Source organism: Kosakonia sp. N21, from assembly GCF_050587465.1.
Lineage (GTDB): Bacteria > Pseudomonadota > Gammaproteobacteria > Enterobacterales > Enterobacteriaceae.
The window spans coordinates 59128-72890 of record NZ_JBOBHR010000006.1 but is presented as its reverse complement, the minus strand read 5'-3'; the positions used below and the strand labels follow the sequence as shown (position 1 = coordinate 72890).

Here is a 13763-nt window from a genome sequence, read left to right as displayed (position 1 = left end):
TCCGGCAGGGTATTTTTTTATCTATGGAGAGAGGATCAGGAGAGAAGATCATGGCAAAAGGCAAAATCATCCCGCTGACATACCGTAGCCAGAAGGATCCGCATACCGGGCGCGAGGTTATCCGGATGACGCCTCCGCACATTATTTGTCACCGTAACTACTTCTACCAAAAATGCTTTACCCGCGATGGCGGGAAACTGATCTTTGGCGGCGCATTCGAAGGCCACTGGAACTATTACCTGCTGGATATCGCCCGCAGCGAGGCCACCCAGTTAACCGAAGGGGCCGGAGATAATACCTTTGGCGGTTTTTTGTCCGCCGACGACCACTCGCTATGGTATGTAAAAAACACCCGTGAATTACGCCGCGTCGATCTGACCACGCTGGAAGAGTATGTCGTTTATCAGGTGGACGATGACTGGGTAGCTTACGGCACCTGGGTCGCCAATTCCGACTGCACCAAGCTGGTGGGCATCGAGATTAAAAAAAGCGACTGGCAGCCGTTAACCGACTGGCAAAAATTCCGCGATTTCTACTTTACCAACCCGGAATGCCGGCTGATCCGCATCGATCTGCAAAGCGGTGAGCGCAGCACGTTGCTGCAAGAAAAACGCTGGCTGGGGCACCCGATCTACCGCCCGTTTGACGATAAAACCGTGGCGTTTTGCCATGAAGGCCCGCGCGATGCGATTGATGCACGCATGTGGTTGATCAACGAAGATGGTAGCAACCTGCGCAAGGTACGTCAGCATGAGGCTGGCGAAAGTTTTACCCATGAATTCTGGGTACCGGACGGCTCCGCGCTCTATTACGTGGCGCACCGGGAAAACGACGCCCGGCGCTATCTGTTCAGCGCCGACCCGCAGACGCTGGAAAACCGCCAGCTTATGGCGATCCCCCCTTGTTCTCATTTGATGAGCAACGATGACGGCAGTCTGGTGGTCGGTGACGGCGCGCCCCATCACACCGGAGATATTCATCTTAACGATCCCTTTATTTGGGTGTTTGATGTGCAAAGCGGCGAGCAAACGGCCATCTGCCAGCATAACAGTAGCTGGAAAGTGCTGGATGGCGACCGCCAGGTCACCCACCCGCACCCGTCATTCTCACCGGATAACCAGTGGGTGCTCTATACCTCAGACGCTGAAGGCATGCCTGCGCTCTATTTAGCCAAAGTCTGAGTGTTCCCTCCGCCCTCTTCGCCACGATGAGGGCCTCTTTCCTGACGCTTTTTTGCACGCTTTCCGCCCCCCTTTTTACGCGCTTTTCCAGCCTTTGATGTTTACTCAAAAACCACACAACTAGTTGTTATTATTATAATTTTTATTTAATCATGGCTATTGACGGGGTGAATATCTCAGGCGTAGCATCGCCCTTGCTGTAGCAAAATACCTGTTTTTATATACAGCACATTCGGTGTGGCAGAACGTCTCTGGTCTTCAAAAAGATGCGCACCGGATTTCCCCAATCCAACTCAAAAAATGACAAAAGAGGAAAACAATATGCCTGGATTTAACTATGGCGGTGGCGTAGGTGATGGTACCAACTGGAGTTCAGAACGCGGTTCAGAGCCGTCACCTGGCGGCGGTTCAAACGGACATGGCGGCGATCGTGATAACGGTGGTTCAGCGAACGCGACGCCGGCGCAAAAACAGTTGGCCGCGATCCAGAATGATCAGGCGCTCCGTCAGAAGCTGGCGAACCTGATTCTGGCCGCCCGCACCATTAACCCGTTAACGAAACTGAAAATTGAACAAGTGAAACCCAATGGCATGCTCAGCATTTCGGCTGAAGGGTTAACGGCCGATCAAGCGACGGACATTGGCCTGTCTGGCCTGGTGATGGGCCTTCGCGGTAATGGCGTGACGGTTGCGATTGGCGACTTCAACTCCGGTCATCCGCTGCAAGGCAAGCAACCGAATAACGGCAAAGGCGGGCTCAACGCCGACACGATCGCCTCTTCATCGGTTGGTCAGTTTGTGACGGTATTGCAGGGCGTATTGCCTTCCGGCTACTGGCTGAGTAACGGTAAAGTGATGACCAAAGTTCGCCGGGAGATCACCACCGGTGGCGGTGGGAAAAACGGCAACGAGCATACCCGCATCGTGACCGTTGAACAGGAAGTGCCTGCGCTGACCCAGGCGTATAAGCAGGGCGAAGCGCAACGCGCGGACGTTAAAGACGCGGTGAAATTTACCGCCGATTTTTACAAAGAGGTGACGGCGAAATTCAGCGAACAGTCGGCGAAAGTTGCCCAGGAGCTGGCCGCAGCCGCCAAAGGCAAGAAGATCCGCAACGTTGAACAGGCGCTGGCTGCTTTCGATCGCTATCAGGCCGTGCTGGATAAAAAATACAGCGTGGCCGATCGCGAAGCGATTGCAAAAGCGCTGGAGTCCGTGAACCGCGCCAACATGGCCAGCAGCCTGGCGAAGTTCAGCAAAGGGTTTGGTTATGTGGGTAAAGCCATCGATGCGTATGATGCGATCCTGGTCGAACTGCCGAAGGCTATCCGTACCAAAAACTGGCGTCCGTTCTTTGTGAAAGTGGAAGCCATCGCGGCAGGTAACGCGGCAACGGCATTGACGGCGTTCGTGTTCAGCGCCATCACCGGCAGCGCCCTGGGCATCCTCGGGTTTGCATTGATGATGGCCATCGTCGGCGCGCTGGTCGACGAGGCTTTTATCACCAAAGCGAATGCCCTGTTAGGCGTGTAATGGCAAACCAAAGGCCGGTATTAACCGGCCTTTTTCTTCAGCAACAGATAGAGCAAATACACCAACCCGAGCGGCACCGCGAACAAAAAGCACGCGCCGTAATACAAGGCATAAAGCCCGTTTTTCCCCGGCGTCTCTTTGAAATATCCCCGCTGCCAGAAAGCTCGCGTCGTAAACGTCAGCGCCAGGGTCTCAACCCCTTTTTTGGCTAACGGGTAGAGCGGGCAACTAAAGAGCGATAACACAAAGAAGTATTGAGAGACGCGATCCTGCATATCCTGGCTCCATGCCCAGGCAAAACCGGACAGAAAAAACATCCCCCAAAAAATATTCTTGAAGTAGTATTTCGCGGTCATAACGCGCCCATTCCTTATGATTTATCAACCGTAACTGATTAATATCACCATAAAAAGCAGCAACGTTGCACGCGCTTTTCACCAGCAATGTGAGCGTGACGCCCGTCAGCGCCACGCGCTGTGGTTATACCCCAATGTTACGCAGCTTCTCGCCCGCCATCAGTCGGCGTTCAATGTGCTCAAGCGTGACGTTTTTGGTTTCCGGAATCAGCCAGAAGGTAATCCCGACAAACACCAGGTTCAGCGCGGTATATAACCAGAAAGTGCCCGCCGCACCAATCGCATCCAGTAGTGTCAGGAAGGTCGCGCCAATGATCATGTTCGACACCCAGTTGGTGGTGGTCGAACAGGTAATGCCGAAATCACGGCATTTCAGCGGCTGGATCTCTGAACAGAGGATCCACACCACCGGCGCCGCGCTCATTGCATACCCGGCGATGCAGATCATGGTCATCCCGACCGACAACCAGGAAAGCCCGTTCGATGCCGTACCGTTATCAAACTGCATCAGGCAGTAACCAAGGATCAGCGTACCCAGCGCCATCACGCTAAAGCCGATTTTCAGCGCTGGTTTGCGCCCGGCTTTATCCACCGTGAATACCGCAATAAACGTGGCGAACATAAAGGTCAGTCCGACCACCAGCGTGGCAATCATCTGCTGCTCGGTGGTGGTGAATCCCGCCATTTTAAAAATACGCGGCGCGTAATACATGATGATGTTCATCCCGGTGAACTGCTGCATTGCCTGCAACAACATGCCGAGGAATACCGCACGACGCACATTGCGGTTAGCTTTAAACAGCTGGAATCCCCCCTGTTTTAGCTTCAGGCTTTCGCGAATTTCATTCAGCTCTTCACGGGCTTTTTCAGAGGTATCACGCAGCATGCGCAACACCTCTTCCGCTTCGATATGTCGCCCTTTTTGCGCCAGCCAGCGTGGGCTATTGGGCAGGAACACCACCAGAATAATCAACAACACGGCCGGCAGCGCCAGCACGCCGAGCATCGCCCGCCAGTTGCCGCTGTAGCTGAACGCCGTATCAGAGAGGAACGCCAGCACAATGCCCAGCGTCACCATCAGTTGATACATGCTGATCATCTTGCCGCGCACATTTTCGCTGGCCATTTCCGACAGATAGAGTGGCGCGGTGTAGGAGGCAATCCCCACCGCCACGCCCAGCACCACGCGGGACACCAGCAACAGTTCCACGTTACCGGCGAAAGCCGATCCCAGCGATCCGGCAACAAACAACACGGCACCCGCCATCAGGCTGTATTTACGCCCGAGGCGGAAAGAGAGCCAGCCATTGAACAGTGCGCCGAGCGCTGCGCCGAGCATCATGCTGCTGACGACCCACTCCTGCAACCGGCTGCTTAAGGTGAAATGATCGGTAATAAACGGCAACGCACCGGCGATCACGCCGATATCCAGGCCAAACAGCAGCCCGGCGACTGCCGCAGAGACAGAGACAAACAGGTTCATACGCCGGGTATCACGCAGCGCACGCGGTAAAACTACAGACTCATTACTGATAGATGCCATTTTTTTCGCCTGCACAGAATAAGATGTCTTATGAAAGTAAGTCAGCGGCGTGAACGAGCGTCAGTCTATAAAACGCGAAGATATGGATAAATTCGCTGTGGCATGATGTTTTGTGATGGAGTTTACAATTTTGAAAATAACGTTTAAGCCATAAACTATTTTTAACTCCTTTATTTGTAATAAATTTTTAAACAAAGCCTGCTAATTAAGATAAAAGGATATGGATTTTTTAAGCAGTGACATATGGACAAATAATATGCGGATATAAAAAAACCTGCCCACTGGCAGGTTTTTATCGGACGCAGGCGGGGACTTAACGCGCCAGCCAGCCGCCATCCACGGCAATGGTGTAGCCGCTGATGTAATCAGACGCCTGAGAGGCGAGGAACACAACGGGCCCCATCAGGTCGCTCGGCAGCCCCCAACGGCCAGCCGGAATACGGTCAAGGATCTCCGCGCTACGTTGTTCGTCGGCGCGCAGTTGCTGGGTGTTGTTGGTGGCCATATAGCCCGGCGCAATGGCGTTGACGTTGATATTGTGCTTCGCCCATTCATTCGCCAGCAGACGGGTCACACCCATAACGCCGCTTTTCGACGCGGTGTAAGACGGAACGCGGATGCCGCCCTGGAAGGAGAGCATGGAAGCGATGTTGATGATCTTGCCGCCGTGACCCTGCGCGATAAAGTGTTTCGCCGCGGCCTGAGACATAAAGAACACGCTTTTAATGTTCAGGTTCATCACGTCATCCCAGTCTTTCTCGCTGAAGTTGATCGCGTCTTCGCGACGGATCAAACCGGCGTTGTTGACCAGAATATCGATTTTGCCGAATTCCGTCACCGCGCGCTCCAGCAGTGCCGGAATACCGTCAATCTGACGCAGATCGGCTGTCAGGCTGAGAAAACGACGACCCAGCGCAGTGACACGCTCGATGGTTTCCGTCGGTTCAACAATGTTGATGCCAACGATGTCGCAGCCTGCTTCCGCCAGACCCAGCGCCATGCCCTGACCGAGACCGGTATCGCAACCGCTCACTACCGCAACCTTACCTTGAAGAGAAAATGCATCCAGAATCATGTTTGTTCCTTAATCTATCAGCGCCTGTACCGGACAGGCATGGTTTTATGCTGCCCGCGACTAGCGCAGATCTTTTACAGCGACGTGGTCCATGTCATCAAAGACCTGGTTCTCCCCCACCATCCCCCAGATGAAGGTGTACGCGCGCGTACCCACACCCGAATGGATTGACCAGCTTGGAGAAATTACAGCTTGTTCGTTATGCATCACGAGATGACGCGTTTCCTGCGGCTGGCCCATCATATGGAATACGCAGGCGTCCTCTTCCATATTGAAGTAGAAGTAGACTTCCATCCGGCGTTCATGCGTGTGGCACGGCATGGTGTTCCACAGGTTGCCCGGCTCCAGCTCAGTCAGCCCCATGCTCAACTGACAGGTTTCCAGCACGTCCGGCACGAAGTATTTATTGATGGTGCGACGGTTGCTGGTTAGCGGATCGCCGAGAGTGACCGGTGCAACATCGGCTGGCGTCACTTTTTTGGTCGGGAACGTCATGTGCGCAGGCGCGCAGTTGTAGTAGAACTTCGCCGGTTTCGCGCTATCGATGCTGGCGAAAACCACCTCTTTCGCCCCTTTGCCCACATACAACGCATCGCGGTGGCCGATTTCAAAGCACTGACCGTCAACCGTAATGGTGCCCGGTCCGCCGATGTTGATCACGCCCAGTTCACGACGCTCAAGGAAGTAGCTGACGCCGAGTTGTTTACCCACTTCGCCGCCCACGGACACGGTTTTCTTCACCGGTTTGATGCCGCCAACAATGATGCGATCAATGTGGCTATAGACCATGGTGTATTCGTCATCGACGAAGACTTTTTCGACTAAAAACTCATTGCGCAGGCCCTGGGTGTCCAGCGTTTTTGCGTGCGCACTGTGGATGCTTTGTCTGACTTCCACAATAACCTCCGAAGTAAATTTTGACCGAAACGTCACTCAACAGAAGAGAAACAATGTTCCGTTTCTTGTATTAGTGCATCTTATCCCGGCTAAAACGTGTTTTCAATCGTAAATAAAACGACGTTTCACTTTTTCTGTTACTTCTTTCAAGATCTGTAAGTCCGATCACGAATGTTCGGCGTTGACAGCGCCGCCATATTGAGAGAGCGGCAAAATTTCCGTTAAATTAATCATAGCAAACAAGAATTTAAGAGCGTCTTTGAGTTTTGACAGTCGAAGAGCACTTTTCCTGTTTAAAATCAAAGTCGCGCATTTTCCGTTGCCTTATTGCGTCCTGTTTTGCGCTTTTCTTATAAAGTGCGTCAGCAATCACACATATTGAAACATTGTTTTGATAAATTAATACCCAGTTTTTAAACTTGAAAGCATCTGTGGTCACATTAGGGCGCTTGCTTGCCCACCGGACCCTTTAAAGGAGTGAGATATGGCAAAAGGCATGCGGGTAAAACTGCAATACGCAGTCAGCCGCGATCCGGACACCGGCGCGGAAATCACCCGCTTAACCCCGCCGGAAGTGACCTGCCACCGGAACTACTTTTATCAGAAGTGTTTTTTTAACGATGGCAGTCATCTGTTGTTTGCCGGTGAATTTGATGGCAACTGGAACTACTACCTGCTGGATATCGCGAATGCAGAAGCCGTACAACTGACGGAAGGCGCAGGCGATAACACCTTTGGCGGCTTTCTCTCGCCAGACGACAGCACCCTCTATTACGTGAAGAATGACCGTACGCTGCGCGAAGTGAATTTGCAGACGCTGGCCGAACGTGAAATCTACCGCGTACCGGATGAGTGGGTAGGCTACGGTACCTGGGTTGCCAACAGCGACTGCACCAAACTGGTGGGTATTGAGATTGCCGCCAGCGACTGGACACCGCTGAACAGCTGGCAATTGTTCCACGATTTCTTCCATAAAGGCCCGCACTGCCGTCTGTTGCGCGTGGATTTGCAAAACGGTCAAAGCAGCGTCATCCATGAAGAGAAAAACTGGCTCGGTCACCCGATCTACCGCCCGTTCGATGACAATACCGTGGCGTTTTGTCATGAGGGTCCTCATGACTTGGTGGACGCGCGGATGTGGCTGGTCAATGAAGATGGCAGCCATGTGCGTAAAGTGAAAGATCACGCCGAAGGCGAAAGCTGCACGCACGAATTCTGGGTGCCAAACGGCTCCGCGCTAGTGTATGTCTCGTACCTGAAGGGTAAACAAGGGCGCACGATTTACCGCTTTAACCCGGACAGTGGCGTAAACGAAGCCGTGATGCCGATGCCAGCCTGCTCTCACTTGATGAGTAACTTTGACGGTACGCTGCTGGTCGGCGATGGTTCCGGTACGCCGGTGGATGTGAAAGACACCAGCGGCTACACCATTGATAACGATCCCTATTTGTATGTGTTTGACGTGGCGCAAAAGGCCTATTTCCGCGTTGCCCGTCATGACACCTCATGGGCGACGGTGGCAAACAGCCGCCAGGTGACACATCCGCATCCTTCGTTTACCCCGGACGACAGCGCCATTTTGTACAGCTCTGATAAAGACGGCAAACCGGCGCTCTATATCGCAAAACTTCCCGCGCAGCGCGTCATGCTGCAGGCATAAATTTTTAGTCGTGTTTCTGTAACTGGCCTTGCCCTCCTCCTGGGGGGCTTTTTTTTACCCGTCGATGCCAGGATAAATTTTCGCGTTCACAGACCGGCGTTTGCCCGGAATAGTGTGCATTTCAGTTGGCTCCACGGAGTTCGGGTGGTGCTGAGTGATTCGGCCGCCAGGCTATTGTCAGCACAGGCGCTGTTCAAAACGGAAGAGCTGAAGTGAGTAGAAAATGGGGAAGTGAGCAGTAACGCCACGGCGGTTCTAAATAGCGCAAAAAAATCCCCGGCCAACGGCTCCGGGGATAATTTTTGAGGGTAATTCAGACAATCAGAAAGAATACGCTACGCCGAGACGGAAACGGGTCTGGCGTTCGTCGGTACTTTTCACGCCCACGTTGCCCAATTCAACATACGGAGACCAGTTCTTATCGAGTTTATAAGCCACCTTGGCGTTATATTCGTTTGAATAGGTTTTGTTGTTTTCGCGAATAACGTCTTCGGTGCTCTTGGCATAAACATAGTTCAGCTCAAAACGGAAGTCGCCCAGCGCCCAACCCACCCAGGTATCGAATTTGTTGACTTTATTATCAACGGTGCTGGAATCCGGGTTACGTGTGTATTCATAACGATAGCGGCCTGCAATATAAATGCCGTTATCAAAGCTGTATTGCACATGCAGATACGGTTTATAAATGGAGTTCGTATCTTTACTTTCGATATTAAAGCCCGGGGTCAGCGCAAAATTCTTGGTCGCAGCCCAACGCCAGTTGATCGACTCTTCGTGACCATTACCGACAATTTCAGTTAAGGGTTTATCGGCATCATCACCGCCGGATTTCCATTTTGCTTCAACACCAAAGCCCACGCCGTTATCAAAACGGTGAGAGACCGCCACACGATCGGCGTTAGAGCCGCTGTCGATGTATTCATGACGTAAGTCGACGGTAACAGCTTGTGATGCGAAGGAAGCGCCAAGGAGTGAAGCAAGAGCCAGAGTTTTCTTAAGCATGAGTCACCTCAATAATTAAAATTATGTTCCATTTTTATGGAATTCTATTTTATTTTTTTGGTAACTTTATTTTAGTGATCTCGATCGTAAATAATTGTATAGAGTTGAACTATCTATAACAGCGTGATGAATATCAATATATTTTCCGTTTTAGCCATAAAAAACAGGCTCAAGATCACACCAAATTTTTATTAACCGCATTGTTACAACTTGAAATACAACTCAAGAACACAATTAAAAACAGTCACCTACAAAATGAAAAATATAATAATAAGCATGCTTACCTTGCACAATGACAATGGTAACGGGGGCAACAATACAATTTCAGGGAGTTTAAGGTGTGTGTTCTAATTACGTGGAATGATTATTAGGTGAAGTCGTGAAGGTTTTAATTTAATTGAAACACCGCCTGAGATCGCCATCACAAATAATAAAGCCTTCCGGGTGGAAGGCTTTATTTGACTTAAAAGAGAAGGTCAGTCGCGTTCAATAGCCAGCGCTACGCCCTGGCCACCGCCAATGCATAATGTTGCCAGCCCTTTGCGCGCGTTGCGCTTTTGCATCTCGTGTACCAGTGAAACCAGAATACGGCAACCGGATGCGCCAATCGGATGACCCAACGCGATCGCGCCGCCATTGACATTGACGCGTTTCTCGTCCCATTCGAGGACTTTCCCCACCGACAACGCTTGCGCAGCATAGGCTTCGTTCGCTTCAATCAGGTCAACATCATTTAACTGCCAGCCAGCGCGCTCCAGGCAACGTCGCATCGCATAAACGGGCGCGATCCCCATCAATGCCGGGTCAACGCCAACGCTGGCAAACGCCCGAATACGCGCCAGTACCGGCAGATTCAGCGCCTGCGCTTTATTCTCGCTCATCATCAATACTGCCGCCGCGCCGTCATTCAATGGTGAGGCGTTACCGGCAGTGACCGAGCCGCTCACGCCAAAAGCCGGCGACAATCTTGCCAGCGCTTCGGCACTGGGATCGGTACGCGGCTGCTCATCGGTATCGACAATCACCGCCCGACCATCTGCGGCAACTGCATTCACCGGGACAATCTCAGCACGAAAGCGACCTGAATCAATGGCCGCACGCGCTTTATGCTGGGAACGGAGCGCCCATTCATCCTGATGTTCGCGGCTGATGCCATACTCCCGCGCCAGATTTTCCGCCGTCATACCCATATGGTAATCGTTGAACGCATCCCACAGCCCGTCGTGCACCAGACTATCAATCAGTTGGCTATTGCCCAGCGGCGCACCAGTGCGGCTGTCGGTGAGCACATGCGGTGCACGGCTCATGTTTTCCTGGCCGCCTGCGATCACCACATCCGCCTCACCGCACTGAATAGCCTGTGAGGCCAGATGCAGGGCTTTGAGCCCTGAACCGCAAACATCGTTAATGGTGATGGCAGAAACGGTATTCGGTAGCCCACCTTTAATGGCCGACTGGCGTGCAGGGTTCTGCCCGGCTCCGGCAGTTAACACCTGGCCCAGGATCACTTCATCAATATCTTGTGGCTGCACGCCGCTGCGTTCCACCAGCGCCTGCACCACCAGGCTACCAAGCTCAACGGCGGAGTGGCGCGACAAGGCCCCCTGAAAACAGCCGATTGGCGTGCGGACAGCCCCCACGATCACGACATCTTTCATCTCTACCTCCGCCCTGGAATGAACCTGGCAATAGTAGTGCATTGTTAATGGGTGTTAACAAGGTTGTTTAAATTTGGTGATATTAATCACAAGGAAATAATGGACCAGAAACGACGGAAATAAAGAAGGAGGAGAAAAAAACAGAGCAACAGGCGCGCGGCCAGAACAGCCGCGCGCCAGAAGGATCAGTTATTAACCGGGATCACCGCGCCTTTATATTTGGTGCGGATCCACTCCTGAATCTCCTTGGAGTGCAGCACGTTCACCAGCGCAACGATATCTTTTTTCTTCTCATCGCCGCGATGAACGGTAATGATGTTCGCGTACGGGTTGTTTTCACCGCTCTCTACCGCGATCGGATCGTGCACCGGATCCAGGCCGGCATCGATCGCGTAGTTGGCGTTGATCACCACCGCGTCGCCTTCATCGTTGTTGTACATCTGCGGCAACAGCGCCGCTTCAACGTTCGGCAGGAACTTCAGTTTTTTCGGGTTCTCCACGATGTCGTCAATACGCGCCGTGACTTTATCAACACCCGGTTTCAGCTTGATCACGCCCTCTTTTTCAAAGATGGACAGGATACGCCCCTCTTCGGAGACCGCATCACGCATGATGATTTTGCCGCCCTGCGGCAGATCTTTCAGCGACTTGTATTTTTTAGAGTAAATACCAATCGGCTCAATATGAATCGCGCCCGCGCTAACAAAATCATAGGTCTTGTCACCCGCATGGTCTTTGATCACGCTGTTCAGGTACGGGATGTGCTGGAAGTAGTTGGCATCCAGTTCACGGCTGGCCAGCGCGGTGTTCGGCAGGATGTAGTCCTGGAACGGTTTAATTTCCAGATCGATGCCCTGCTTCGCCAGAATCGGTTTCGCCTGCTCCAGAATTTCAGCATGCGGCACATTGGATGCGCCAACAATCAGCGTGTCTGCCCAGGATGAGAAGCTCAGAACGCTCAGGGAGGCTGCGGCAATCAGTGTCAGTGTTTTTTTCATGATGGTGGTTTCCAATAATTATCGTTTATCTAACAGAGAAGTAATCACGTCGCCGCAGAACTGGATGATGAAGACGATGATCAGGATAGTCACCGTCGCCACCAGCGTGACGTCGTTGTGGTTCCGCTGGAATCCTTCCAGATAAGCAAGGTTGCCCAACCCGCCTGCGCCAATAACCCCGGCCATGGCGCTGTAGCTCACCAGCGCAATCAGCGTCACGGTAATACCGGACACCAGCGCAGGTGATGATTCAGGCAGTAACACCCGAAAAACCAGTGTGCTTAGACGCGCGCCCATTGAACGCGTCGCCTCAATCACCCCTTTATCCACTTCGCGCAGCGCAATCTCGACCAGACGCGCATAAAACGGCGCAGCGCCAACAATCAATGCGGGCAATGCTGCATTAGCACCGAGAATGGTGCCGACCAGCGCCTTGGTAAACGGGATCAACAGCACAATCAAAATGATGAACGGGATCGAGCGGAAGACGTTCACCACAATCGAGATCACGCTGTACAACGCGCGGTTCTGGAACAGACCGCCACGCGCAGTCAGAAACAGCGCCAACCCAAGCAAAATACCCAGCACAAACGTCGCCGCGCCTGACAGCGCCGTCATATATAACGTCTCTTGCGTGGCGGCCCAGAGTTGCTCCCATTTCAGATGGGGAAAAAATGACTCAGCCATGCGTTACCACCTCGCTTTCAATCTCGCTGTTGCGTAAGTCGGCGAGGATATTGTTCAGTTGTTCCGGGGTCGCCACCACGTGCACCCATAATTGTCCAAAGACACCGTGCGCCGTTTGCGACATTTTGCCGTGCAGAATATTGAACGGCAGGCCATAGCGCAGGGTCAGCTCCCCCACAATCGGCTGGTGCGTGTTATGGCCGGTAAAGGTCAATTTAATGACGGCGCCACCCAGATCGCTGCTCAGTTCCGGGTTAAATGCCTCGTCTTCTTTATACTGGCTGACCTGGCGCACAAACTGCCGGGTGATCGGTTTTTGCGGGTGAGTAAAGACGCTTAACACATCGCCCTCTTCCACCACCTGACCGTTCTCCATCACCGCCACGCGGTCACAGATTTTGCGCACCACATGCATTTCATGGGTGATCAGTACGATGGTCAGTTTGAAGCGGCGATTAATATCCAGCAGCAGATCGAGAATCTGATCGGTGGTCTGCGGATCCAGCGCCGACGTTGCTTCATCACACAACAGCACATCCGGATTATTCGCCAGCGCACGGGCAATACCGACGCGCTGTTTCTGCCCGCCGCTCAACTGCGATGGATAAGCGTTTTCGCGGCCTTTCAGCCCCACCAGCTCAATCAGTTCCGCCACCCGGGCGCTGATTTTCGCTTTCGGCGCACCGGCAATCTGCATAGAAAACGCGATGTTTTCGCTGACCGTGCGCGACCACAATAAATTGAAATGCTGGAACACCATGCTGATCTTCAGACGCGCCTGGCGCAGCGCTTCGCCCCGCGCGGCGGCTATATCCTGCCCATTGATCACCACACTGCCGGAGGTGGGCTTTTCCAGCCCGTTCAGTAAACGGATCAGCGTACTTTTCCCGGCGCCGCTGTAGCCGATAATCCCGTAAATTTGCCCCTGCTCAACGGTCAGATTGACGCTGTCGACGGCAGTAATCGATGCCTTTCCCTGGTCGAAAATCTTGGAAATATTCCTGAGAACGATCATGCGTTGGTGTTTCCGTTTGGCAGTTTAGCGGTATGGATGTCCAGACGATAATAATCACCCGTAGTGATATTTCAAATAACCAAATGGACATTATTTATAACTAAATGCGCTAACCGGGCGAAAACGTGGGATTTTTCGAAAAGGATTTATTTCGCATT

Annotated in this window: 12 protein-coding genes; 3 read left to right on the top strand and 9 right to left on the bottom strand. The window is 52.6% G+C overall.

Going from position 1 to position 13763, the window contains the following annotated elements; genetic code table 11:
* Positions 1-50: 50 nt before the first annotated feature.
* The gene (locus ACQ3G7_RS15570) at positions 51-1181 is read left to right on the top strand and encodes an oligogalacturonate lyase family protein (RefSeq protein ID WP_430890498.1); all 1131 of its coding nucleotides are present in this window, start codon (positions 51-53) and stop codon (positions 1179-1181) included.
* A gap of 321 nt (positions 1182-1502) precedes the next feature.
* Complete coding sequence (locus ACQ3G7_RS15565; RefSeq protein WP_430890497.1) at positions 1503-2714, top strand: colicin-like pore-forming protein; 1212 nt, start codon at positions 1503-1505, stop codon at positions 2712-2714.
* A gap of 20 nt (positions 2715-2734) precedes the next feature.
* On the opposite strand, the gene ACQ3G7_RS15560 is transcribed toward ACQ3G7_RS15565, so the two are convergent.
* The 4 genes from ACQ3G7_RS15560 to kduI form a co-directional block, all read right to left on the bottom strand.
* Complete coding sequence (locus ACQ3G7_RS15560; protein ID WP_430890496.1) at positions 2735-3070, bottom strand: colicin E1 family microcin immunity protein; 336 nt, start codon at positions 3068-3070, stop codon at positions 2735-2737.
* Positions 3071-3194: 124 nt separating this feature from the next.
* Positions 3195-4613: an arabinose-proton symporter AraE gene (araE, locus tag ACQ3G7_RS15555; RefSeq protein ID WP_263099452.1), complete on the bottom strand. Its 1419-nt coding sequence runs from the start codon at positions 4611-4613 to the stop codon at positions 3195-3197.
* A gap of 313 nt (positions 4614-4926) precedes the next feature.
* Positions 4927-5688: a 2-dehydro-3-deoxy-D-gluconate 5-dehydrogenase KduD gene (gene kduD, locus ACQ3G7_RS15550; protein WP_430890495.1), complete on the bottom strand. Its 762-nt coding sequence runs from the start codon at positions 5686-5688 to the stop codon at positions 4927-4929.
* A 60-nt stretch (positions 5689-5748) separates the two neighbouring features.
* On the bottom strand, positions 5749-6585 hold the full coding sequence (gene kduI / locus ACQ3G7_RS15545; protein WP_263099450.1) for a 5-dehydro-4-deoxy-D-glucuronate isomerase: 837 nt from the start codon (positions 6583-6585) through the stop codon (positions 5749-5751).
* A 484-nt stretch (positions 6586-7069) separates the two neighbouring features.
* Here kduI and ACQ3G7_RS15540 point away from each other — a divergent pair, with 484 nt between their 5' ends.
* Positions 7070-8245 carry an oligogalacturonate lyase family protein gene (locus tag ACQ3G7_RS15540; RefSeq protein WP_263099449.1) on the top strand — a complete coding sequence of 392 codons (1176 nt, stop codon included), beginning with the start codon at positions 7070-7072 and terminating at the stop codon, positions 8243-8245.
* 321 nt (positions 8246-8566) lie between these two features.
* Here ACQ3G7_RS15540 and ACQ3G7_RS15535 read toward each other — a convergent pair whose 3' ends face one another.
* From ACQ3G7_RS15535 to ACQ3G7_RS15515, 5 genes are all read right to left on the bottom strand, one after another.
* The gene (locus tag ACQ3G7_RS15535) at positions 8567-9247 is read right to left on the bottom strand and encodes an oligogalacturonate-specific porin KdgM family protein (RefSeq protein WP_430890494.1); all 681 of its coding nucleotides are present in this window, start codon (positions 9245-9247) and stop codon (positions 8567-8569) included.
* Positions 9248-9723: 476 nt separating this feature from the next.
* Positions 9724-10905 (bottom strand): acetyl-CoA C-acetyltransferase, encoded by a 1182-nt coding sequence (locus ACQ3G7_RS15530; protein ID WP_430890493.1) that lies wholly within the window; start codon positions 10903-10905, stop codon positions 9724-9726.
* 185 nt (positions 10906-11090) lie between these two features.
* Positions 11091-11903 (bottom strand): MetQ/NlpA family ABC transporter substrate-binding protein, encoded by an 813-nt coding sequence (locus ACQ3G7_RS15525; protein ID WP_430890492.1) that lies wholly within the window; start codon positions 11901-11903, stop codon positions 11091-11093.
* Positions 11904-11921: 18 nt separating this feature from the next.
* On the bottom strand, positions 11922-12590 hold the full coding sequence (locus tag ACQ3G7_RS15520) for a methionine ABC transporter permease (RefSeq protein WP_263099445.1): 669 nt from the start codon (positions 12588-12590) through the stop codon (positions 11922-11924).
* Positions 12583-13605, bottom strand: coding sequence for a methionine ABC transporter ATP-binding protein (locus tag ACQ3G7_RS15515; protein ID WP_430890491.1), 1023 nt, complete (start codon positions 13603-13605; stop codon positions 12583-12585). Before ACQ3G7_RS15515 ends, ACQ3G7_RS15520 begins: the two co-directional genes overlap by 8 nt.
* Between the last annotated feature and the right edge of the window lie 158 nt (positions 13606-13763).